The sequence below is a fragment of the Micromonospora sp. CPCC 206171 genome (assembly GCF_036906755.1).
GTDB classification, from domain to species: Bacteria; Actinomycetota; Actinomycetes; order Mycobacteriales; family Micromonosporaceae; genus Micromonospora; species Micromonospora purpureochromogenes.
In genome coordinates, this window is record NZ_JBAKHT010000010.1 from 162,630 (window position 1) to 183,415 (window position 20,786).

Sequence of the window (20,786 nt, forward strand, 5' to 3'; positions counted from 1 at the left end):
GCACTTTTCGTCTCCATCCCACTCTCGCCGCCTCGCGGCTGCGCCAGCCCGGTCGGCCGCTCGTGACGGCCGGCCCGGACCGAGTCTTCCATGCACCGACGCCCCGCGGTGGTCGAGGTCACGCTCTCATTCCGCTACCAGCCGATGCCCTGCGGGGTGAGGATCGAGGCAGCGGCGCCGGGGGCTGCCCGGTGCGTCACCAGTCGTGAAGGGACCTCACCGTGACCGATCGTGTCACCGTCGACATGTGGTTCGACCCCCTGTGCCCCTGGGCGTGGATCGCCTCCCGCTGGCTGCTGGAGGTCGAGAAGGTCCGGGACGTGGACATCCGCTTCCACGTGATGAGCCTCTCGGTGCTCAACGAGGGTCGGGACCTGCCCGAGGAGTACCAGGAGCTGATGAACAAGGGCTGGGGCCCGGTACGCGTCTGCGTGGCCGTCGAGCAGCAGCACGGACAGGAGACGCTGGCGAAGCTCTACACCGCCATGGGCACCCGGATCCACCTCGGTAAGGAGCAGCTCGGCCCGGAGCTGTTCAAGGCCGCCCTCACCGACGTCGGCCTGGACCCGGCGCTGGCCGGCGTCGCCGACACTGCCGAGTACGACGAGGCGCTGCGGGCCAGCCACGAGGCCGGGATGCGGCCTGTCGGCACCGACGTCGGCACCCCGGTCATCCACGCGCCGGGCCCGGACGGCCGCCAGGTGGCCTTCTTCGGCCCGGTGATCACGCCGGCCCCGAAGGGCGAGGCCGCCGGACGGCTCTGGGACGGCGTCCTGCTGGTCGCCGGCACCCCGGGCTTCTACGAACTCAAGCGCTCCCGCGAGCTCGGCCCGATCTTCGACTGAACGGGGGCCGTCGCCCCAGGCCGAGCGCGTCCGGTCCGGGGCGACGACCCGGCCCGGGGGAGAGGACGGTGTGACAGCGTCCGCGCACCGGGTTCGCCCCTCGAGCGGACCCGCTGACCGCGCCGGGCCGCGTCCGACTCCGACGCCCGTCCACCTCGGCGGCGGCGTTCGTGGTCGGGCCGTGGTCGCCGGCGGCCGGCCCCGGGCCATCGCCGACTCCGACGCCGCGTCACCCTCCCGGGCACGGTGTCGTTTTTCCGGTTGTCCAGCGCAGCGGCCGCAGCGGCCGCACCCGGCCGACCCGGAGGCTTTCCCGATGGCCAAGCACCGCCGTCCGTCCGCTGACGACCCGTCGACGGGGCAGGAGGTGGCCGACCCCACCACGTACTGGTCGGTCGACGACTGCCACTGGCCGGCGGTCAGCCCCGAGCTTCCCGTCGAGATGGTCGACCTGCTCGCCCCGCCGATCGTGGTCGGCGTCGCCCGCGTCCCGGTCACCTGCCGGGCCACCCCACCGGGCGCCCCGTCCGCTCGGCCGACCGGCCCGGGTGGCTCCGCGCCCGCGCGCGGTGGCGCGTCCGTCCCCGCCCAGACCGGACGGCACCGCCGCGTCAAGGAGCCGGCCGAGCGGGGATGACCGGTTCATCTGGTGGACCGGGCGCGGGGTCCGCGTCATCGGGGCGGCCGGCGCCGGTAGCGTCAACTCCCATGACGGTCGTGCATCCGATCGCCCGGGCCTGGATCACCACTGGCGGCACCGGCGCGCAGAACTACGACGAGTTCGCCGACGACGCGGAGATCACCGCGATCATCGAGGCGAACCCGCACAGTGCCCTCGGCATCGAGATGCCCCACCGGGCGCCGGAGAGCCTCGGCAAGTCCTTCCTCGACGCGCTCGGCGACGCGGTGGCCCGCCTCGCCGAGGCCAAGGCCGACGGCAGCTACACCCCGGCCGAGCAGGTCGTGGTGCTCTACCGGATCAGCGCCCCGGGCGAGGAGTCGGCGTACGGGCTCTTCGCCATGGTGGACACCGACCAGATCTCCACCAGCGCCGACGAGCCCGGCCTGGTCATCCGCAACGAGGACGTCTTCATCGCCAAGGTGCGCGAGCGGGTGGCCCTCGCCGAGGCGCTGGGGCACCTGCTCTCACCCGTACTCCTGCTCCAGACCGGGCGGGGCGACGAGCTGCACGCCGCCCTCGCGGCGGCGACCGAGTCCGCCGGCGCCCCCGCCGCGACCGACACCGACCAGGCCGGCCGTACGCACGCCATCTGGCTGCTCGGCCCCGGCCCGCAGCAGGACGAGCTGACCGCGCTGGCCGGCGGCGGCGAGCTGGTGGTCGCCGACGGCAACCACCGCAGCCTGGCCGCGCAGACCGGCGGGCTGCCCCGCTTCCTGTCGGTGGTCACCACCCCGGCGTCGGTCGCCATCCAGCCCTACAACCGGCTGGTCAGCGAGCTGACCACCACTCCAGGCGAGCTGCTCGACCGGCTGCGCGCCGCCGGCGCCACGATCACCCCGATCGACGGCCCGGTCGAGGTCCCGCCGGCCGGCGGCACCGTCCACCTCCGGCTCCCCGGCCAGGGGTACGCGGTCACGCTGCCGCACGACGAGGGTGCCGCCCGGCTGGAGAACCTGGACCACGCGCTGGTCGAGCGGCTGCTGCTGCGCGACGCGCTCGGCCTCGACCCGGGCGACAAGCGGATCACCTACGTCGGCGGCGACTACCCGGCGAGCTGGCTCACCGGCGAGGTCGACGCCGGCCGGGCCGAGCTGGCGATCCTCATCGCCCCGGTGACCGTGGACGACTTCGTCGCGGTGAACCTGGCCCGGGAGAAGATGCCCCGCAAGAGCACCTGGTTCACCCCGAAGGCGCGCGGCGGCCTGGTCGTCGCCGAGCTGCCCCGGTGACGCTGTGACGAATCCGCCCCGGTACGCCGCCCGCGCGACGTGCCGGGGCGGGGCCTGACAGACTGCGCGGTATGCGCGTCTACCTGGGATCCGACCACGCCGGTTTCGAGTTGAAGGTGCACCTGGCCAACCACCTGGCCAAGCAGGGCTACGAGCTGGTGGACGTCGGGCCGCACGCCTTCGACCCGGACGACGACTACCCGGCCTTCTGCCTGCACACCGGTGACCGGGTGGTCAACGACCTGGGCAGCCTCGGGGTGGTCATCGGCGGCTCCGGCAACGGCGAGCAGATCGCCGCCAACAAGATCGCCGGTGTCCGGGCAGCACTGGCCTGGAACGTCGAGACCGCCCAGCTCGGCCGGGAGCACAACGACGCCAACGTGGTGGCCGTCGGCGCCCGCCAGCACACCCTGGACGAGGCGACCGCCATCGTCGAGGCGTTCCTCACCACGCCCTTCTCGGGCAACCCGCGGCACTCCCGCCGGATCGCCCAGATGGCCGAGTACGAGCGCACCCGCCAGCTCCCCGAACTGCCCTGACCGTCGGCTGACCCCCGGCCCCACCGGGCCGGGTCCGCGTCCGAGGCCGGCCCGTGCGGGCCGGCCCCTGCCGTCACCGGCCGGAGCGGGGCAGGTCCTCGCGGGGCACCCAGTTGCGGCGGACGATCACCAGCCGGGCCTCCGCCTCGGCCAGGTCCGCGTCGGTCGGCCGGGCGGCGTCCCGGGCCCGCAGCGCCGCGCCGACCCCCACCTGGGAGGAACCGGAACCGACCAGCCCCCGCAGGCCCCGCTCGCTCTCCTCGGCTCCGCCGCCGCGCCGCGTCCGGGGCGCGGGCGTGCCGTCGTGCACCTCAGCTGTGGCCGCCGCCGGACCGCCGCCGTCCTCGGCCACCCCGTCCGGCTGGTGCCGCAGCCGGCGTCTCCGTCGCTCCGCATCCGCCATCAGCCGACCGTACCGCCCGCACCGGCTCCGGTGGCCCCGCCGGCGCTCAGAAGACCTCCATCGCCCCCGCGGCACGGTGCCAGCCGAAGGCCGGGCCGACGGCGGCGAGCGCGCCGGGACGCAGCTCGCGGAGCCGACCCGTGGCGGCCAGCGCGGCCGGCGCCACGCCGCCGAGGTACAACTCGCCGAGGCCGCGTACGTCACACGCCAGCTCCCCGGGATCGTCGGTGCGGACGCACACCGCGCCGGTGGGACCGCCGCTGAGCCGCCAGCGCCCGGTGTTCTCCGGCAGCAGCTCGTCGGTGACCTCGATCACCACGTCGACGGCGGTCGGGTACCGGCGGGCAGCCAGCGCGGCCGGGACGTCCACCACCCGCACCCAGAGCGCGTCGACCAGCTGGGCGCCGAGCCGGCGGGGTTCGTCCACCAGGCGCAGCAGCGGCTCGTCCACGGCGACCCGGCCGCAGGAGAGCTGCCGGGTCAGGTCGATCGAGAAGAGCGTCCGCCACAGCGCCAGGTACGCCTCGGGTTCGGCCGCGACCACCTCGTCCACCCGTACCTGCCCGCGCGGCCCGCGCTGGTCCCACTCCTCCCGGGTCCGCCAGAGCGCGTACCCGTCCACGCCGTCCGGCCCCTCGTGCAGCAACGCCCGGCGCGGGGTCGCCCCGCCCCGCCAGGCGGTCGGGTCGGCCAGCACGTACCGCCACCAGCGCTCGTCCCGGTCCGACCAGCCGGGGCGGTCCGGGCGCACCCGGTCGTACACCCGGGCCAGCTCGGGTTGCGACGCGACCGGGTCGGCCAGGCGGAGGGCGCCCGGCGCGGACGCCGGCTCCGGCAGCCGCACTTCGGCGGTGGCCGGGCAGTCGACGGCGAGGCGCTGCGCGGCCAGGCCGTAGCCGAACCGGGGGTAGATCCGTCCCTCGCTGGCCCACAGCACCGCGACCGGCTCCCGGCCGGTGTCGTAGATCTCCCGTAGCTGGCGGCCCATCAGCGTGCTGAGCAGGCCGCGGCGCCGGTGGGTGACGGCCACCGCGACCATGGTGACGTGCGCCGCCGCCACCGTCGCCCCGGGGACGGTGAGCGTCCGGGTGAAGGCGGAGGCGTGCGCCACCGCCCGACCGCCGTCGCGGACCAGCAGCGACCGGTCCGGCTCGAAGACGCCCCGCTCGACCTCGCGGGCCTCGGTGTCGAACGCGCTGTGGAACGCGTCACCCATCAGGTCGGCGATCTCGTCGAAGTCGGACGCGGCCGGGACCTGCACGTCGGCGACGGGGTGGGTCATCGCCCCTGTTTAGCCCATCGTCGGCGGGGCGGCGACCGATTTGCCGGCTGGCTACCCTCGAAGACGGCGGGTCGGCCGGAGGCCGGCGCCGGTCAGGGGAGGACACGAGATGGCAGACCAGACACAACCGTGGGCGGAGCGGACAGTCGAGGTGCCGCCGCAGCCCGGTGTCGGGGTGCCGCCGCAGCGGGACGCGTTCCGCCCCGGCGTCGCCTCCGTCGGGCGGCCGCGCACCCCACGCACCGAGCAGTTCCCCACCGTGGGCAGCGACGAGCACACCTGGAACGAGCCGGCGCCGCGCCGGCCGATGAGCTGGCACCTGGCACAGCTGCGCCAGGGCCGCGAGTGGAGCATGGCGGGGGCGCTCTTCGCCTTCGTCTGCTGGGGGATCTGGGCCATCTCCGGGCGGGGCGACCTGGGCGCGCCGCTGCTCACCTTCGTGCTGAGCCTGCTGGTGGCGGTCGGCCTCTTCGCGCTGTCCCGCCTGATCGGGCGGGTGATCTGGGAGCGCCAGCTGGGCCGGATCCGGCGCGGCGCGCGCGGCGCGCACCTGGTGACCGCGATCTTCCTGGTCGGCGTCGGGGTCGCCTACCTCCAGCAGACCGAGTGGGTCGTGTCGGTCTGGAACTTCGTCACCGGCAACTGACTCGTACGTCGCGGGCGGATCGGCCGGGGCCGACCCGCCCGCGCGTCCGGTCGCGGGAGGCCGCGACAACGGGTCGTTCTCCACCAGGCCGGCGGTGCTTACCCCGCCGGCCGCGGTTCATCCGCGCCCCGGCCCGCGCCCGTCACGCCGTGCCGTGCCCCTCCGCGTCCGCCTTGGGGGAGGCGACCCGGGCCGCCGGGTCCTCGACGCCGGGCTGCCCGCCGCCCGGCGCGACCATGCCGTCGTAGTTGTAGACCGTGCCGTCCTCGCCGTGCTGCTTCGTGGTGCGCAGGTAGCGGTGGATCATGCCGTCCAGCTCGATCTCCAGCAGGGCGCTCTCCGCCTGCTGGGTGCTGCCGTCACGGGGGCCACCGACCAGGTACGCGTTCGTGTTCGTCTCCATGCCGACTGCCCTACCCAGGGCGAACCGGGGGAAAACGGCTCGTCCGCCGGTCGTCCGCCGCCGTGGGCCCGGCCGCCGGGCTCAGTCGTCCCCGGCGAAGCGGTACAGCACGAAGTCCTTCTCCCGCCCGCAGGCGATCACCGAGGCGTTCCACGAGCAGGACTCGCTGCGGACGTCCTTGAGCTCACCCATCTCGAACGGCGACTTTCCGCCCACCGTCATGCCGGCGAGGCTGCGGTTGTCCTCGGCGGTGCTCGGCGGCTCCGCGAAGAGCAGCACGTTGCCCGCGTCCAACCGGACCGCCACGCCGTCCCGGTCGGCCAGCACCGCCCTGCCGTCGGCGTCGAAGAGGGTGACGGCGTACTGCGGGGAGTCCCGCCGGGCCAGCAGGTGCTCGCCGACCGGCACCAGCCCGTCGGCCTCCGGCGCCGGCCAGTGCCGGCTGCCCTCGCCCTCGGTCGCCGCCACCACCTCGGTACGCGCGGTCTCACCGTTCGGCACCTCCAGCAAGCAGGCCCGGTGCTCGCCGCAGGCGACCAGCGACTGCGGCCGTCGCCCGCCGTCGGGGGCGGTGTAGAGCACGTCCGGCTCGCCGAGGCTCGTCAGGTCGTACCCGAGCAGCCGGTATCCGCGCTCGTTCTCGGTGACGTACAGCTGGTCGGCGTGCGCCACCACCAGGTCGTCGACGTCGGCCACGTTGGGCCGGCTGCGCAGCACCTCACCGTTGTCCATGTCGATCAGCCGGACCGACCGGTCGGCGCCCACCTGCACCAGCCGGCCGCCGGTGCCGAGCCAGGGTGCCGTCGGCGCGCCGGTGACGAACCCGGTACCGCCCGACGCCTCCGGGGTGCCGACCCGCACCACCCGGGTCCGGCTGCTGCCGTACTCGTCTCGCGGACTGTCCCGGCGCCACTCCTCGTGGCCGTCGCGCATCCGCAGGCCGACCAGTCGGTCGCCGGTCCGGTCGACCCAGACCACCGTGTCCCGGGTGTAGTGCAGGTCGTCGTCGCCATGCACGGAGAGCCGCCACCGTTGGTTGCCGGACCCGGCGTCGAGCACCAGCAGGTCGCGCGGCGTGCTGTCGCCGGACGCGTCCGCGAGGACCGCCACCCCGCCGGGCAGCGCGCGGATCCCGGCCCACTGCTGCGCGCCGACCGGGGTGGCCTTGCGCCACAGCTCGTCCCCGCTGCCCGCGTCGACCGCCACCACCTCCAGCCGGTCGTCGGCCAGCTGGTGGGCGAGATAGGCGCGGTCGCCGAGGACCGAGGTGAACACGGCGGTCGCGCGCTCCGCGCCGGCCTTCGGCGTGGCCACCACCTCCAGGGTCCGGAACTCCAGCGCCGGGTAGCGGTCCCGGGTCAGCCAGAGCGCGGTCGCGGCCAGCACCCCGACCACCGCGAGGCCCGCGCCGAGCGCGATCCAGAGCCCCCGCCGGGACCGTCCCGGCCCGGTCGGACCGCCGCCGGGCGCCGGCGACACCGGTGGAGCCGAGTGGGGTACGCCCGGCCAGCCCGCCACCGTCCCGGCTGCCGGCGACACCGCCTGCCCTGGCAGGTACGGGTCGGGTCGGGTCGGCGCCGGCCGGGGCAGCGTCGCCGCCGTCGCCGTCTTCGCCGCCGAATCGGCCACCCCCGCCGCGTCGCCGGCCGCCCCGTGCGCCGCCGGCGCGTGCCCCGGCGTCTGCTGCGGCGTCGCCGCTCGGCCCGGCCTCCCGTGCGGCGCCGCCTGACCGGGCGCTCCGGGTGCCGCTGCCGGGGGGTGCCCGGGTGCTCCGGCGGCCACCGGTGCCGGCCGGGACTGCGCGCGCGGCATCGGCAGGTCGGTCAGCGCCCCCTCGGCGACCGGCAGCTCGGGCTGTTCCAGCACCGTCGGCGCGATGCCCAGCTCGGCGTGGAGCATCCGGGCCACCAGCGGTATCCGGGACGAGCCGCCGACCAGGAAGAGCCCGGCCAGCCGCTCCGGGGTGAGCCCCGCGGCGGCGATCACCTCGCGGGTCTCCGGCACCGCCCGGGCCAGCAGGGGAGTGGCGAGCCGTTCCAGGTCGGCCCGGTCCAGCCGCGCCGCCGTCTCCACCCCCGGTACGGCGACCGGGGCGACGATGGCCCGGGACAGCATCTCCTTCGCTCCGCGCACGTTGTCCCAGAGCTGCTGCCGGTCCCGCCACTGGGTGGCCGTCTCTGGCGCGGTCAGCCGGGCCCACCGTGCCGGGTCGGCATCGGCGACCAGTTCCCCGAGCCGGGCCACCAGGGCGGCGTCCAGGTCCAGCCCACCCAGGTCGGCCACCCCACCGGTGGAGATCACGGTGAAGCCGGAGTCCCCCCACGGGTCGGCGCCCTCGTTTCGGACCACGGCGACGTCAAGCGTGCCGCCGCCGAAGTCGAAGACCGCGACCGCGCCGCCGACCGGCACCGGCCGGCGCAGCACGTCGGTGTAGTACCGGGCGGCGGCCACCGGCTCCCGCAGCAGGCGGGTCCCGGGCGGGATCGGCCCGGACATGGTGTGCTCGGCGGCCGTGGGCCAGCCGGCGAGGGCCAGCGCCTCGTGCAGCACCTGCCGTCGGGGCGCCTCCCAGGCCGCCGGGTAGGTGACCACCGCCGGGGGCAGGAAGCCGGCCGCCGCGACCGCCGACTCCGCCACCGCGCGCAGGGTCGCCGCCAGCAGCTCCGCCGGGCGGTACGCCCGCCCGCCCAGCGACACGGTCGGCTCGTCCACCCGCCGCTTCGGGTTCGGCTCGTACCCGGCCGGGTCGGCCTGCGCCAGCCGCTGCGCGTCCCGGCCGACGTGCAGCCGCCCGTCGGCGTCGGCGTACACGCCGGAGGGGAGGATCGGCTGGCCGTCGACGAGCAGCGGCCGGGTCCGCTCGTCCGGCCAACGCAGCACGGCCACGGTGTTGGACGTGCCGAGGTCGACGCCGAGGGCGAACCCGTCCTGCTGGCCTGCCATCGGTCGATACCTCCACGCCCACGAGTTGCCCGGCCCCGCATCGTACGCAGCCGATGCAGCAGACCCGATCGACCGCCCGGCTCCGTCCGCCGGCCGAAACGAGAAGTGCGCCACGGAGCACCCTGGCCGGACGAACGGGCGACCGCCCGGCTCGACACCGAGCATGTCCTGGCGTACGCCCTGCCCGGCGTCGCCGATCGCCCAGGTGCGCCATGGAAGGCTGGCTGCGTGGGACTGGACCGGAAGGTGGCCGCGCGGCTGGCGGAAGAACGCCTCGACGAGTGGCGGCGGCTCGGCCACCACGACTGGCGGGCCATGGTCGACCAGCGGGAGCGGCGCGACGTCACCGGCGCGGACGGCCGGCGGTACGTCGTGGTCAGCTCCGGCCTGGACGACGGCGACGGGCGGGTACGGATCGCGGTGGCGGTGGACGACGGCGGCTGGTCCGCCCTCGCGCCGGTGGTCCGGGACGAGATCAGCCGGCCCGGCGGCAGCGGAACGGCGGGCGGCGGACTGGCCTGATCGTCGCGGCCTCCAACGGCTCGACCGGCGGCCCGCAGCCCCGGGGTTAGTCGACCAGCCAGGTGTACAGAATGGTCATCGGCGGGCTCACCCAGGCGGCGACGACGAGGGCGGCGAGGACCGTACTCACCAGCAGGCTGCGCCACCGGGCGGAGTCGGCACGCAGCCGAGGACTGGCGAGCCGGGCGACGGCGACGAGTGTCGTGCCCGCCGCGGCGAGGGGCATCATGCCGATCACGACGACCAGCACCAACCACACCGCGCCCCACGGTCCGGGCCAGAGGTCGGCGTTGCCGGTGGCGTCGTCACCCTGGCGGGGCAGGTAGAGGTGCCCGGAGAAGGCGGCGGCCCGCCCCAAGGCGACGCTGACGGCGACGACGTACGCGCCGACCAGCAGGAACTGTGTACGGGCCAGGGCGCGGCCGGGCGGGCGCGGCGCGGGGGTCGCCGCGAGATCGGCGGTCGTCATGGACCGGATGCTAGCCAGCGACGGTCGGCTCCGATGCCCCGCCGAGCAGGGGTCCACGGTCCGGTGCCCGGGCGCGCTCGGGTTCCCCGGACCACCCCGCAGAGTCCGCACGCTGGTGAGAGGTCTTGGGGTCAACGGCGAAGCTACTTGCCCCTGGTGCCCGCTGATGCCCGGTGCCGGTCGCCGCCACTGGCCCATGGGTGGCTCGTGACGCCCTGATGCTCACGCTCGGCAGGTCGACAGCGTGTCTGCGGGTCTGCCAGGATCGGCGGATGTTGGTGAGGGAACGGCCGGTGGTGATTGCTGTCTGCGGGTGTCCGGGGGCTGGGAAGACCACCATTGCCTCTGCAACGGCTGGCCGCTTCGGTATCCCGTTCCTGACCCGCGATGAGATCAAGACAGGTCTTGGGTTGTCCTCCGCCTCCGTCGCCGAGGACGGGCGGGTCCGGCTCGACCCGGACTTCCATGTTGCCGGTGGTCCCGTCAGCCGCCGCGCTGAGGCCGTGATGGTCGACGCGATCCGGCTGCTCGCGGCCTCAGGGGTCAGCTTCGTCGTGGAGTCCTCGGTGTTGTCCCACGAGCTGCTGGGCGTGCTGCTCGCGGGTGACACCCGAGTGCTGGCTGTTCACGTCGTCGCCCCGGAGGCGGTCATCGGCCGGCGACTTGCCGCTCGGGCGGCCGAAGGCGGGGCCATCGACCAGCAGCTTCTGTCCCTGTTCCAGCGGGGTGAGATGAAACGGTCGATCTTCGAACCGCCGGAGGGCGTCGACGCCGTCGTTGAGATCGACACCGCAGAGCATGGAGCTCGGGCCATCGAGACGATCGTGGCAGCGGTCGTCGCCCTGCTCGGGCCGTCAAGAACGGAAGGCGGTTCGTTACCGATCGAGCCGGCAACGAACCATCGATCAGAGTCCGCGGGTAACGGGCGTCCTGGCCAGGCGGTGGAGTCGCTCCGGTTGACTTGAGCGAAGGATCCTGGCGCCTGTGGCGAGGCACGTCGTCACGGCGTCGGCACCTCGAACTGCCGACGCCGCGACGGAATGCCGAGCTGGCGGATTCACCCCCGATGACATGGACCCACCTGGCGCGGGGCGGCTTCAGTCGTCGCGCCCGGCACCGCGGTCGGGTGCGCTCATGTCCCCGGTCCCGGGCATGCCTTCGGCGAGCCCGTAGCGCAGGTACACGGTGCCCTTCGGATTGGCTACCGGCGGTTCGAGGAGGGTGACGTTGGTGGGCACCGCGCCACCGTCGAACACCTTCTTCCCGACGCCGAGCACGATCGGGTGCACCCAGAGGTCGAGCCGGTCGAAGAGCTTCTCGCGCAGGAGGGTCTGCACCAGGTTCAGGCTCCCGACGACCTTCACGTGCTCGTGCCGGTCACGGAGCTCGCGCACCGCGCCGGCCAGATCCGGGCCGAGCTGGGTGGACCCGGCCCACGAGAGGTCGGGCCTGCCGCGGGAGGCCACGTACTTCGGGACGCTGTTGAAGAGCGTGGCGATCTCGTTGTCCTGGCCGCCCTCCTGGTGCGGCCAGTAGGCGGCGAAGATGTCATACGTCCGCCGGCCGAGCAGGAGGGCATCCGTGCCCTCGTACGCGGCATTGACCTGCGCTCCGGAGACCTCGTCCAGCAGGGGCGCCTGCCAGCCGCCGAACGGGAACCCCACCGGGTCCTCGTCGGGGCCGCCGGGCGCCTGCCCGACGAGGTCGAGGGTGGCGAACAGCTCGATGTGGATGAGGCCCATGCCTTACTCCCGATGAAGTTGGTTGTCTCGGTCGGGAGGTAGACCTGTGGGTGCCGGCAGAATCATCGCTGCGACGGCACCCAGCTTCGTACTTGTCCACCGCCTCGCCCGGTGCATCGGTCACCACCCCGTCCCGGGCCAGCGTCGCCACCAGGCCGGGGCGCCGCACCGGCACTCCCCACTCACGATAGATCACAGGCCGTGTCCAAACTGGGCGGCTGCCCCTGCGTCCAGAGTCACCGCAGGTCACCGGCGCGATCCATGGCTGTGGTCCCAGCCGCTCTCGGACCGCCGGATCGCCGGAAGTGGCCGCCGCCGACCCCGAACGGCGCGCGGATGGCCCGCAAGATCCAGGATCCGGGAGAAGCGAACCGCCCAGGTACCGCGATCATGCGGTCTACCTGGGCCTTCGGAAGTGGAGCGGGCGACGGGAATCGAACCCGCACCGTCATTTTGGAAGAGCGCGATCGGCCGGGCGTGATGCCAGAAACGCCTGCGGCCGACGGTCGGCGCGCCTGCGCCTCGTGCCCTCTCGTGACCGCTGGGCACCTCGGCTACTGGCCCATGGATGGCCCGTTGTCGAGGTCGCACTGTCAGTTCCGATCATTAGTATCGCGGCACAAAGGAGGAGGGGTAGACGTCATGACTGCTGCTCAGGTGGATGGGCTTATCCGGATCATGCCGCCGACCCACGGCGCCGACGAAGAGGTGGGGTGGGATGCCGCCGAGGCACAGTTGAGCGTGCGTCTGCCGGCCGACTATCGCGCCTTCATGGCGGTCTACGGCGGGGGAAGCATTGGCGGCGAACTAAGCATCCTGCTTCCGCTGCCCGTCGACGCCGTGTGGAGCGGTGGGACGATCGCTGGCGAGACTCCGAACTTGCGCTACCAGTGGGAAGCGGAGGGCGGGGTGGCAGGGATCAAACTTGGCGCGGATGCCGTGCTGGCCTGGGGCGTCGGCTGCAGCAACGGCGACCTGCTGGGCTGGCTGATGACCGGCTCGGATCCCGACCAGTGGCCAGTGGTGGTGTGGCGGCGCCACCACGCGGGGGGCGAGCCGAGCTTGACGCTGTTCGAATGCGGGATGGTGGAGTTTGTTAGGCGGCTGTTGCTCGGGGAGTTTGATGCGTGCCCGCTCAGCGATGTTTCCCTGTGGGGCCGCATCCAGCCTTTCGTGCACTGGCGTGAACAGGACCGACGTTTCCTAGCCGGCCTTGATCCCATTACGGGCGAGCCCGACCCGTACGCAGACATGTTCCAAGGCTGGAACCGGCCATAGCCGTGCCGCACGACCTGCGTCGAGGTCCCATATCGCGACTGCCGCCACGCTGCCCCCGTCCCCCGGATAGGTGCCAAGGACTGCGGCGCCCGGTCGGGGTCAAGGGTGGCCGTAGGCCATCGGCATGCCGACGCGGAGCGCCCTTGACGCTGGCCGGCTGGTGTAGAGGATCGAGCACCCGGGGGATGGCTCACGCCCTGGTCCTCGTCGTCATCAGACCGCGGACAGCGCCCACGGGATTCGGAGGCAAGTGGCCCACGGATGGCCCGCAAGATCGAGGCGGGGGAGTGGCCGGCCGGCCCAGGATCGGGGGATACCGCCTCTGACCTGGGCCGGTGGGCTGTGGAGCGGGCGACGGGAATCGAACCCGCACCGTCAGTTTGGAAGACTGAAGCTCTGCCATTGAGCTACGCCCGCAGTCGCCCCGCCACGACGGGACGCGCCGACAGCCTACCCGGTCCCCCCACTCCCCGCGCACAGGCATATCCACGCCCCCCTCCCGTGCCCCGCGCACTTTCCGAGAAAGAGTGGCCTCGCAGCGCCCGGAGGCCACTCTTTCTCGGAAAGTGCACCCAGGGCGGCCGTCGCCCGGCGGCGGCCAGCGGGCGGTAGGGGAGTCCGGTTGGTGGGGGTTCGGCGGGTTGGGGGCCTCCCCGGCACCTCCGCCGGGTGCCGACGGCATACACTTCTCGTCGCCACGGGGTGTGGCGCAGCTTGGTAGCGCACTCGCTTTGGGAGCGAGGGGCCGTGGGTTCAAATCCCGCCACCCCGACTGTCGTCCGCCGGCCGGGTCGCCCGGGCCGTCGCCGATTTTTGTCGCGCGGTACCCGGGCGCTGCCGGAGCAGCAGCCCGGCTCGCCTACACTCGATGCGCGCAAACACGCCCAGACTCAAACTGAGATCCGTCAAGGAGTACGCCTGTGAAGAGCACCGTCGAGACTCTGAGCCCGACGCGCGTGCGGCTCGCCATCGAGGTGCCGTTCGTCGAGCTCGAGCCGAGCCTCAGGAAGGCGTACCGGGAGATCGGTTCGCAGGTGCAGGTTCCCGGCTTCCGCCGGGGCAAGGTGCCGGCTGCCGTCATCGACCAGCGGGTGGGCCGGGGGACCGTCCTCAACGAGGCGATCCAGGAGGCCATCCCGCAGAACATCCTCGCCGCGGTCCGTGAGCACGACCTGAAGACGCTCGGTCGTCCCGAGGTCGACATCACCGAGTTCAACGACGGTGACTCGCTCAACTTCACCGCCGAGGTCGATGTCCGCCCGGAGATCACCCTGCCGGACCCGGCCACCGTCGAGGTGACCGTGGACGAGCTGCAGATCGACGACAGCGAGATCGACGAGCAGGTCAAGAGCCTGCGCGAGCGGTTCGCCACCCTGAAGACGGTCGAGCGGGCCGCCCAGGAGGGCGACTACGTCCAGATCGACCTGAACGCCACCGTCGACGGCGAGGAGGTGCCGGGCGGCTCGGCCAGCAACATCTCGCACGAGGTCGGCAGCAAGCAGCTCCTGCCGGGGCTGGACGAGGCCGTGGTCGGCCTCGCCGCCGGCGAGAGCACCACCTTCACCACCCAGCTCGTGGGCGGCGACTTCGCCGGCCGCGACGCCGAGGTGGCGGTGACCGTCCGCACGGTCAAGGAGAAGGAGCTGCCGGAGCTGGACGACGACTTCGCCCAGATGGCCAGCGAGTTCGACACCATCGCCGAGCTCCGTGACGACCTGCGCGAGCGGGTCGCCCGGGGCAAGCGGGTCGAGCAGATCTACGCGGCCCGGGACAAGGCCCTGGAGCAGCTCGTCGCGGCCGCCGAGGTGCCGGCGCCGGAGGGTGTCGTCCGCGAGGAGGTCGAGAGCCGCAAGGCGGCGATGATCGACCAGCTGGAGCGGATCGGTGCCTCGCTGGAGGAGTACCTCGCCGCCGAGGAGAAGACCGAGGAGCAGATCGACGCAGAGCTGAACGAGGCGGCGACCGAGGGCGTCAAGATCCAGCTCCTGCTGGACACGCTGGCCGACGCCGAGGACGTCCAGGTCTCCGACGACGAGTTCGGCCACGAGATCGTCCACCGCGCACAGCGGGCCGGCATGGCGCCGCAGCAGTACTACGACCAGCTGGTGCGCTCCGGCGCGGCGGCCGCCGTCTTCGGTGACGTGCGTCGCGGCAAGGCCCTCGCCGCGGTCATGGAGAAGATCAAGATCAAGGACACCGCCGGCAACGAGGTCACCCTCGAGGCGCTGCGGGCCGAGAGCGAGCAGGCGCACGAGCACGACCACGAGCACTGATCTTCCCCGGTAGGCCGCCGTCCGCCCGTTGCGGTGGACGGCGGCCGAAACCGTTTTCCGGGTACGTCGGAGGACAGCTGCGCTGAGAGCGAACAGTGCCCCGACCGGGAGTCGATCACCCGGCTGAGCGGTTAGTGTCGGGGAGGACGGTACGGAGAGCGAAGGGCTGCCATGACCGACATGCACATCCCCAAGAAGTCGCTCCGGGCGATCGAGGCCCGCGGTGGCGACTCCATTGGCAACCTCGACGACTCGGTCTACAACCGGTTGCTCAAGGAGCGGATCATCTTCCTGGGCAGCGAGGTGACCGACCAGGTCGCCAACCGCATCTGCGCGCAGCTGCTGCTGCTCGCGGCGGAGGACCCGGACCGCGACATCAACCTCTGGATCAACTCGCCGGGTGGCTCGGTCTACTCCGGCATGGCGATCTACGACACCATGCAGTTCATCGACAACGACGTGTCGACCGTGGCGATGGGCATGGCGGCCTCCATGGGCCAGCTGCTGCTCTGCGCCGGCACGAAGGGCAAGCGGTACGCCCTCCCGCACGCGCGGATCATGATGCATCAGCCGTCCGGTGGTCTCGGCGGCACGGCCTCCGACATCGCGATCCAGGCCGAGCAGATGCTCTACACCAAGCGGATGTTCCAGGAGCGGGTCGCGCACCACACCGGCCAGAGCCAGGCGCAGATCGAGGCGGACTCGGACCGGGACCGTTGGTTCACCGCCCAGGAGGCCATGGACTACGGCTTCATCGACAAGGTGATCATCGGGGCCGCTCAGGTTCCGGATGGCGCCGGGACCCTGAGCTGAGGAGCTGACGATGACCGATCTGAGCCTGCCGCCCCAGTTCGCGGCCGTGCACAACCGCTACGTGCTGCCGTCGTTCGTCGAGCGCACGTCGTACGGGGTCAAGGAGTCCAACCCCTACAACAAGCTCTTCGAGGACCGGATCATCTTCCTCGGCGTCCAGGTGGACGACGCGTCCGCCAACGACGTGATGGCGCAGCTGCTGACGCTCGAGGGCACCGACCCGGACCGCGACATCATCATGTACATCAACTCGCCGGGTGGCTCGTTCACCGCGATGACGGCGATCTACGACACCATGCAGTACGTCCGTCCGGACATCTCCACCGTCTGCCTGGGGCAGGCGGCCAGCGCGGCGGCGGTCCTGCTGTCGGCCGGCACCCCGGGCAAGCGGATGGCGCTGCCGAACTCGCGGATCATCATCCACCAGCCGGCCACCGAGGGCGGCTACGGGCAGGGCTCGGACATCGAGATCCAGGCTCGGGAGATCCTGCGGATGCGGACCCAGCTGGAGGACATGCTCTCCCGGCACTGCAACCGCCCGATCGAGCAGGTCCGCAAGGACATCGACCGGGACAAGATCATGACGGCCGAGGAGGCCAAGGAGTACGGGCTGGTCGACACGATCCTGACCAGCCGCAAGAAGGGTCTCCTGGCGGCCAACGCCGCCAGCTGACACAGCACGGGTCGGAGGTCGGTCGGGAAGTCGTTCCTGGCCGACCTCTGACACACCCGTTTTGGGGGTCGGAGAAACCTCCGTCAGCGGGTAACGTCGGTTCCGTACCGCTGGCCGGGTCGGGCCGGCGGCAGGGATCGAGACGGACGGGCGCGCGGCGCCCGCAGGTCAGGGCCGGCGTTCCGGCCGACGAGTGCAGGGAGAACGTAGGTGGCACGGATCGGTGACGGCGGCGACCTACTGAAGTGCTCCTTCTGTGGCAAGTCGCAGAAGCAGGTCAAGAAACTCATCGCGGGCCCCGGGGTCTACATCTGTGACGAGTGCATCGATCTCTGCAACGAGATCATCGAGGAGGAGTTGGCCGAGTCCGGCGAGGTGAAGTGGGAAGAGCTTCCCAAGCCGATGGAGATCTGCCAGTTCCTCGACAACTACGTCGTCGGTCAGGACCAGGCCAAGAAGGCGCTCGCCGTCGCGGTCTACAACCACTACAAGCGGATCCAGGCCGAGGCGGCCGGCGCGCCGGGTTCCGGCAGTGACACCGTCGAGCTGGCCAAGTCCAACATCCTGCTGCTCGGCCCGACAGGCTGCGGCAAGACCCACCTGGCGCAGACGCTGGCCCGGATGCTGAACGTCCCGTTCGCCATCGCCGACGCCACCGCGCTGACCGAGGCCGGGTACGTCGGCGAGGACGTGGAGAACATCCTCCTCAAGCTGATCCAGGCCGCCGACTACGACATCAAGCGCGCCGAGACCGGCATCATCTACATCGACGAGGTCGACAAGATCGCCCGCAAGTCGGAGAACCCGTCGATCACCCGGGACGTCTCCGGCGAGGGCGTCCAGCAGGCGCTGCTGAAGATGCTGGAAGGCACGGTGGCCAACGTGCCGCCGCAGGGCGGACGCAAGCACCCGCACCAGGAGTTCATCCAGATCGACACCACCAACGTGCTGTTCATCTGTGGTGGCGCCTTCGCCGGGCTCGACCAGATCATCGAGGCCCGCACCGGCCACGGCGGCACCGGCTTCGGCGCCCGGCTCCGGTCGGTGTCGGAGCGGTCGACCGACGACATCTTCAGCCAGGTGATGCCGGAGGACATGCTCAAGTTCGGCCTGATCCCCGAGTTCGTCGGCCGGCTGCCGGTGATCACCAACGTGCGTAGCCTGGACCGCACCGCCCTGGTCCGGATCCTCACCGAGCCGCGCAACGCGCTGGTCAAGCAGTACCAGCGGCTCTTCGAGCTGGACGGGGTCGAGCTGGAGTTCGACGAGCCGGCGCTGGAGGCGATCGCCGACCAGGCGATGCTGCGCGGCACCGGTGCCCGTGGCCTGCGCGCCATCATCGAGGAGGTCCTGCTCTCCGCGATGTACGAGGTGCCGAGCAACCCGGACGCCGCCCGCGTGCTGATCACCCGCGAGGTGGTCCTGGAGAACGTCAACCCGACCATCGTCCCGCGGGAGTTCACCGGCCGCCGGGCCCGCCGGGAGCGCGAGGAGAAGTCCGCCTGACCGGCGCACCACACTGACGACGACGGCACGGCCACCACTGGTGGCCGTGCCGTCGTTCGGTACGGGATCACACTGGCCGGGTCTGCCCGTCGTCTGGTAGGACCGTCCGATGTTCCCCATCATGCTCGCGGCGGTGTCCGCGGTCGCGTTCGGCACGGCCGACTTCTCCGGCGGCAAGGCGTCCCGCCGCGCCGACCCCGTCGCCGTCACCGTGGTCTCCCAGGTGTTGAGCGTGCCGCTGCTGCTCCTGCTGGTGCTGGTGGTACCCGGCACCCCCACCGGCGTCGACCTGGCGTGGGGACTCGGCGCGGGCGTCGCCGGCGCCGCCGGGGTGATGCTGCTCTACCGCGCCCTCGCCGCCGGGATGATGGCCGTGGTGGCGCCGGTCACGGCGATCACCGCCGCGGTGGTGCCGATCATCGCCGGGCTGCTGACCGCCCGCTGGCCGGGCGCCCTCGCGCTCTGCGGGGCGGGTCTGGCCGTGCTCGCCATCGCCCTGGTCAGCCTCGGCGAGGGCGGCGCCCGCGGCGCGGTGTCCACCCGGGTGATCGGGCTGGCCCTCACCGCCGGGGCGCTCTTCGGCGTCTTCTTCGCCCTGCTCGGCCAGGCCGGTCCGGCTGCCGGCATGTGGCCGGTGCTGGCGCTGCGGCTCAGCTCCATCGCCTTCGGCGTCGCGCTCGCGGTCGGCACCGGCGTGCGCCTGCGGATCGGCCCGCGGGTGTTCGGCTGGGCGGTCGCCGCCGGCCTGCTCGACAGCGCGGCGAACGCGCTCTACCTGGCCGCCGCGGCCCGCGGCCACCTGAGCGTGGTCGCCGCGATCGCGGCGCTCTACCCGGCCAGCACCGTGCTGCTCGCGCTCGCCGTGGACCGGGAACGGCTCCGGCCGGTGCAGCTGGCCGGTCTCGGGTTCGCCGCCGGCGCCCTGGTGCTCGCCAGCGTCTGACGCTGTCCCCAGCCGTCGTCCGCCCGTACCCTGATCTCCATGCGCGTCGCCGTCTGCCAGCTCAACGCCCGCGACGACCGGGCGGCCAACCTGGCCGCCGCCGAGGCCCTGCTGGTCAGGGCCGCCGCGGCCGGCGCGGATCTCGCGGTGCTCCCGGAGTACGTCGACTACCTCGGCCCCGCCAAGGCGATGCCGGAGCCGGAGCCGGTGGACGGCACGGTGGGCACCTTCTTCGCCGGCGTCGCCGAGCGGCTCGGCATCTGGGTGGTGGCGGGCTCGTTCCACGAGGCCGGCCCGGACCCGGCGCACACCTGGAACACCTCCCTGGTGTTCGACCGCTCCGGCGCGCTCGCCGCCAGCTACCGCAAGATCCACCTGTACGACGTGGAGATCCCGGGGCGGGTGTCGTACCTCGAATCGGCGACGGTCGCCCCGGGCGACCAGCCGGTGGTGGTCGACGTCGAGGGCCTGCGGGTTGGTCTGTCGATCTGCTACGACCTGCGCTTCCCCGAGCTCTACCGGCTGCTGGCCGTCGACGGGGGAGCACAGCTCCTGGTCGTGCCGGCCGCGTTCATGATGCACACCGGCCGGGACCACTGGGAGGTGCTGCTGCGGGCGCGGGCCATCGAGAACCAGTGCTTCGTGGCCGCCGCCGGTCAGATCGGGGACCACGAGCCGGAGCGCACCTGCTTCGGGCGCAGCATGGTGGTCGACCCGTGGGGGACAGTGCTCGGTCAGGTGCCCGACGGCCCCGGGCTGAGCGTGGTCGACCTGGACCTCGACCGCCTGCACACCATCCGTACCGAGCTGCCCAGCCTCGCCAACCGGCGGCTCTGAGCGCCGGTCATCCCTGCACGAGCACGGCGATCAGGGTCAGGCCGATGATCGCCGCGGCGGTGACGAGCAACGCGGTGGTCATCCGGGACCGGCCACGCCGGGCCAGCCGGACGGTGGAGAGCACGACGACGGCGAGCACGACCGCGGCGATCACCAGCTGCCAGAAGGGCGCCAGGAGTCCGAGCAGCGCCTCGTCGGCGAGGGTGACCGCCGGGGATCAGGACACGGGATCCATGGCAGCCACTCTGGCACGCCGCCGGCCGGCCGGCGCGCCGATCCGATCGGGTACGCCGGCGCGGCGCCGGCCCGCACGCGGGACACTGCCAATGACGATCATTGATTTGCCTTCTCCGGCCCAGTCCGCGTAACTTTCTCTCTGCACGGGGGAGGCCGGACAAACCGGCCGAGAGCGGGCGCCAGGCTCGTGGCGGAGACGCCGAGCGAGGCTGGGGAGCGGGCGGTGCGGAGACACCCCGGAGACGGGGTTGCGATCGCGAGACCGACCGGGTAGAGTTCGAAAGCCGGCAGGGAGCCGGGCGGGTGGCCGCGAAGCGGCGATCGGCCGGTCTTGCCGACTTCCCACGCCAGAAACGAGCACCGGGTACGGTGAGCGTCAGCGTGGATCGGGCCGCACCAAGTTGATCACCTCAAACGTGAGGTTGACAGCGAAGGTCGGACCGGGTAAGTTGGAGAGGTTGCCCCGGGTCGGGGCTCCACAGTGTGGAGCTTCCGGGCGGTGTGTGGTTGTTCTTTGAGAA

At 72.6% G+C, this 20,786-nt stretch carries 21 protein-coding genes and 2 tRNA genes; 15 read left to right on the top strand and 8 right to left on the bottom strand.

Translation table 11 applies throughout. The annotated features are described in order from the left end of the window. Positions 1 to 245: 245 nt before the first annotated feature. The 4 genes from V6U89_RS14785 (at position 246) to V6U89_RS14800 (ending at position 3,295) form a co-directional block, all read left to right on the top strand. Positions 246 to 845: a mycothiol-dependent nitroreductase Rv2466c family protein gene (locus V6U89_RS14785; protein ID WP_442933927.1), complete on the top strand. Its 600-nt coding sequence runs from the start codon at positions 246 to 248 to the stop codon at positions 843 to 845. A 316-nt stretch (positions 846 to 1,161) separates the two neighbouring features. Continuing rightward, positions 1,162 to 1,482, top strand: coding sequence for a hypothetical protein (locus tag V6U89_RS14790; protein WP_334571591.1), 321 nt, complete (start codon positions 1,162 to 1,164; stop codon positions 1,480 to 1,482). A 71-nt stretch (positions 1,483 to 1,553) separates the two neighbouring features. Then, positions 1,554 to 2,756, top strand: a complete 1,203-nt coding sequence (locus V6U89_RS14795; RefSeq protein WP_334571592.1) for a DUF1015 family protein — start codon at positions 1,554 to 1,556, stop codon at positions 2,754 to 2,756. A gap of 71 nt (positions 2,757 to 2,827) precedes the next feature. Further along, entirely contained in the window at positions 2,828 to 3,295 is a 468-nt protein-coding gene (locus V6U89_RS14800; protein WP_334571593.1) for a ribose-5-phosphate isomerase, read from the top strand. Positions 3,296 to 3,368: 73 nt separating this feature from the next. Here V6U89_RS14800 and V6U89_RS14805 read toward each other — a convergent pair whose 3' ends face one another. Next, complete coding sequence (locus V6U89_RS14805; RefSeq protein ID WP_334571594.1) at positions 3,369 to 3,698, bottom strand: hypothetical protein; 330 nt, start codon at positions 3,696 to 3,698, stop codon at positions 3,369 to 3,371. Between the two features lie 46 nt (positions 3,699 to 3,744). Continuing rightward, positions 3,745 to 4,980 (bottom strand): GNAT family N-acetyltransferase, encoded by a 1,236-nt coding sequence (locus V6U89_RS14810; protein ID WP_334571595.1) that lies wholly within the window; start codon positions 4,978 to 4,980, stop codon positions 3,745 to 3,747. 109 nt (positions 4,981 to 5,089) lie between these two features. Between V6U89_RS14810 and V6U89_RS14815 the strand changes: the two genes are divergently transcribed. Further along, positions 5,090 to 5,626, top strand: coding sequence for a hypothetical protein (locus V6U89_RS14815; RefSeq protein ID WP_334571596.1), 537 nt, complete (start codon positions 5,090 to 5,092; stop codon positions 5,624 to 5,626). A 142-nt stretch (positions 5,627 to 5,768) separates the two neighbouring features. Here the strand turns inward: V6U89_RS14815 and V6U89_RS14820 are convergent, their stop codons facing one another. After that, entirely contained in the window at positions 5,769 to 6,029 is a 261-nt protein-coding gene (locus V6U89_RS14820) for a hypothetical protein (RefSeq protein ID WP_334571597.1), read from the bottom strand. An 81-nt stretch (positions 6,030 to 6,110) separates the two neighbouring features. After that, a complete protein-coding gene (locus tag V6U89_RS14825) occupies positions 6,111 to 9,137 on the bottom strand; it encodes an Hsp70 family protein (protein ID WP_442933925.1) in 3,027 nt (1,008 codons plus the stop codon). A gap of 63 nt (positions 9,138 to 9,200) precedes the next feature. Between V6U89_RS14825 and V6U89_RS14830 the strand changes: the two genes are divergently transcribed. Continuing rightward, positions 9,201 to 9,494: a hypothetical protein gene (locus V6U89_RS14830; RefSeq protein ID WP_334571599.1), complete on the top strand. Its 294-nt coding sequence runs from the start codon at positions 9,201 to 9,203 to the stop codon at positions 9,492 to 9,494. Between the two features lie 46 nt (positions 9,495 to 9,540). Here V6U89_RS14830 and V6U89_RS14835 read toward each other — a convergent pair whose 3' ends face one another. After that, positions 9,541 to 9,963: a hypothetical protein gene (locus V6U89_RS14835; protein WP_334571600.1), complete on the bottom strand. Its 423-nt coding sequence runs from the start codon at positions 9,961 to 9,963 to the stop codon at positions 9,541 to 9,543. Positions 9,964 to 10,235: 272 nt separating this feature from the next. Here V6U89_RS14835 and V6U89_RS14840 point away from each other — a divergent pair, with 272 nt between their 5' ends. Then, positions 10,236 to 10,928 (top strand): AAA family ATPase, encoded by a 693-nt coding sequence (locus V6U89_RS14840; protein ID WP_334571601.1) that lies wholly within the window; start codon positions 10,236 to 10,238, stop codon positions 10,926 to 10,928. Between the two features lie 132 nt (positions 10,929 to 11,060). On the opposite strand, the gene V6U89_RS14845 is transcribed toward V6U89_RS14840, so the two are convergent. Beyond that, positions 11,061 to 11,705: a dihydrofolate reductase family protein gene (locus tag V6U89_RS14845; RefSeq protein WP_334571602.1), complete on the bottom strand. Its 645-nt coding sequence runs from the start codon at positions 11,703 to 11,705 to the stop codon at positions 11,061 to 11,063. Positions 11,706 to 12,347: 642 nt separating this feature from the next. On the opposite strand from V6U89_RS14845, the gene V6U89_RS14850 reads away from it, so the two are divergent. Then, positions 12,348 to 12,983, top strand: a complete 636-nt coding sequence (locus V6U89_RS14850; RefSeq protein ID WP_334571603.1) for an SMI1/KNR4 family protein — start codon at positions 12,348 to 12,350, stop codon at positions 12,981 to 12,983. Positions 12,984 to 13,326: 343 nt separating this feature from the next. Here the strand turns inward: V6U89_RS14850 and V6U89_RS14855 are convergent. Beyond that, positions 13,327 to 13,400, bottom strand: a tRNA-Gly gene (locus V6U89_RS14855). A gap of 281 nt (positions 13,401 to 13,681) precedes the next feature. Between V6U89_RS14855 and V6U89_RS14860 the strand changes: the two genes are divergently transcribed. The 7 genes from V6U89_RS14860 to V6U89_RS14890 all read left to right on the top strand — a co-directional run bounded on the left by V6U89_RS14860 (position 13,682) and on the right by V6U89_RS14890 (position 20,028). Next, a tRNA-Pro gene (locus V6U89_RS14860) sits at positions 13,682 to 13,755 on the top strand. A gap of 148 nt (positions 13,756 to 13,903) precedes the next feature. Continuing rightward, on the top strand, positions 13,904 to 15,256 hold the full coding sequence (gene tig, locus V6U89_RS14865; protein ID WP_334571605.1) for a trigger factor: 1,353 nt from the start codon (positions 13,904 to 13,906) through the stop codon (positions 15,254 to 15,256). A gap of 171 nt (positions 15,257 to 15,427) precedes the next feature. Beyond that, positions 15,428 to 16,069: an ATP-dependent Clp protease proteolytic subunit gene (locus V6U89_RS14870; RefSeq protein ID WP_088960728.1), complete on the top strand. Its 642-nt coding sequence runs from the start codon at positions 15,428 to 15,430 to the stop codon at positions 16,067 to 16,069. A gap of 10 nt (positions 16,070 to 16,079) precedes the next feature. Beyond that, a complete protein-coding gene (locus V6U89_RS14875) occupies positions 16,080 to 16,742 on the top strand; it encodes an ATP-dependent Clp protease proteolytic subunit (protein WP_088960729.1) in 663 nt (220 codons plus the stop codon). Positions 16,743 to 16,952: 210 nt separating this feature from the next. Beyond that, on the top strand, positions 16,953 to 18,248 hold the full coding sequence (gene clpX, locus V6U89_RS14880; RefSeq protein ID WP_334571606.1) for an ATP-dependent Clp protease ATP-binding subunit ClpX: 1,296 nt from the start codon (positions 16,953 to 16,955) through the stop codon (positions 18,246 to 18,248). Positions 18,249 to 18,357: 109 nt separating this feature from the next. Further along, complete coding sequence (locus V6U89_RS14885) at positions 18,358 to 19,191, top strand: EamA family transporter (RefSeq protein WP_334571608.1); 834 nt, start codon at positions 18,358 to 18,360, stop codon at positions 19,189 to 19,191. 39 nt (positions 19,192 to 19,230) lie between these two features. Then, positions 19,231 to 20,028, top strand: coding sequence for a carbon-nitrogen hydrolase family protein (locus V6U89_RS14890; protein WP_154942435.1), 798 nt, complete (start codon positions 19,231 to 19,233; stop codon positions 20,026 to 20,028). A gap of 7 nt (positions 20,029 to 20,035) precedes the next feature. On the opposite strand, the gene V6U89_RS14895 is transcribed toward V6U89_RS14890, so the two are convergent. After that, complete coding sequence (locus tag V6U89_RS14895) at positions 20,036 to 20,215, bottom strand: hypothetical protein (protein ID WP_334571620.1); 180 nt, start codon at positions 20,213 to 20,215, stop codon at positions 20,036 to 20,038. Between the last annotated feature and the right edge of the window lie 571 nt (positions 20,216 to 20,786).

Bases quoted from the DNA above. Each gene is read 5' to 3' on its own strand.
- V6U89_RS14785 (WP_442933927.1), top strand. From the start codon at position 246: ATGTGGTTCGACCCCCTGTGCCCCTGGGCGTGGATCGCCTCCCGCTGG.
- V6U89_RS14790 (WP_334571591.1), top strand. From the start codon at position 1,162: ATGGCCAAGCACCGCCGTCCGTCCGCTGACGACCCGTCGACGGGGCAG.
- V6U89_RS14795 (WP_334571592.1), top strand. From the start codon at position 1,554: ATGACGGTCGTGCATCCGATCGCCCGGGCCTGGATCACCACTGGCGGC.
- V6U89_RS14800 (WP_334571593.1), top strand. From the start codon at position 2,828: ATGCGCGTCTACCTGGGATCCGACCACGCCGGTTTCGAGTTGAAGGTG.
- V6U89_RS14805 (WP_334571594.1), bottom strand. From the start codon at position 3,698: ATGGCGGATGCGGAGCGACGGAGACGCCGGCTGCGGCACCAGCCGGAC.
- V6U89_RS14810 (WP_334571595.1), bottom strand. From the start codon at position 4,980: ATGACCCACCCCGTCGCCGACGTGCAGGTCCCGGCCGCGTCCGACTTC.
- V6U89_RS14815 (WP_334571596.1), top strand. From the start codon at position 5,090: ATGGCAGACCAGACACAACCGTGGGCGGAGCGGACAGTCGAGGTGCCG.
- V6U89_RS14820 (WP_334571597.1), bottom strand. From the start codon at position 6,029: ATGGAGACGAACACGAACGCGTACCTGGTCGGTGGCCCCCGTGACGGC.
- V6U89_RS14825 (WP_442933925.1), bottom strand. From the start codon at position 9,137: ATGCTCGGTGTCGAGCCGGGCGGTCGCCCGTTCGTCCGGCCAGGGTGC.
- V6U89_RS14835 (WP_334571600.1), bottom strand. From the start codon at position 9,963: ATGACGACCGCCGATCTCGCGGCGACCCCCGCGCCGCGCCCGCCCGGC.
- V6U89_RS14840 (WP_334571601.1), top strand. From the start codon at position 10,236: ATGTTGGTGAGGGAACGGCCGGTGGTGATTGCTGTCTGCGGGTGTCCG.
- V6U89_RS14845 (WP_334571602.1), bottom strand. From the start codon at position 11,705: ATGGGCCTCATCCACATCGAGCTGTTCGCCACCCTCGACCTCGTCGGG.
- V6U89_RS14850 (WP_334571603.1), top strand. From the start codon at position 12,348: ATGACTGCTGCTCAGGTGGATGGGCTTATCCGGATCATGCCGCCGACC.
- V6U89_RS14870 (WP_088960728.1), top strand. From the start codon at position 15,428: ATGACCGACATGCACATCCCCAAGAAGTCGCTCCGGGCGATCGAGGCC.
- V6U89_RS14875 (WP_088960729.1), top strand. From the start codon at position 16,080: ATGACCGATCTGAGCCTGCCGCCCCAGTTCGCGGCCGTGCACAACCGC.
- V6U89_RS14885 (WP_334571608.1), top strand. From the start codon at position 18,358: ATGTTCCCCATCATGCTCGCGGCGGTGTCCGCGGTCGCGTTCGGCACG.
- V6U89_RS14890 (WP_154942435.1), top strand. From the start codon at position 19,231: ATGCGCGTCGCCGTCTGCCAGCTCAACGCCCGCGACGACCGGGCGGCC.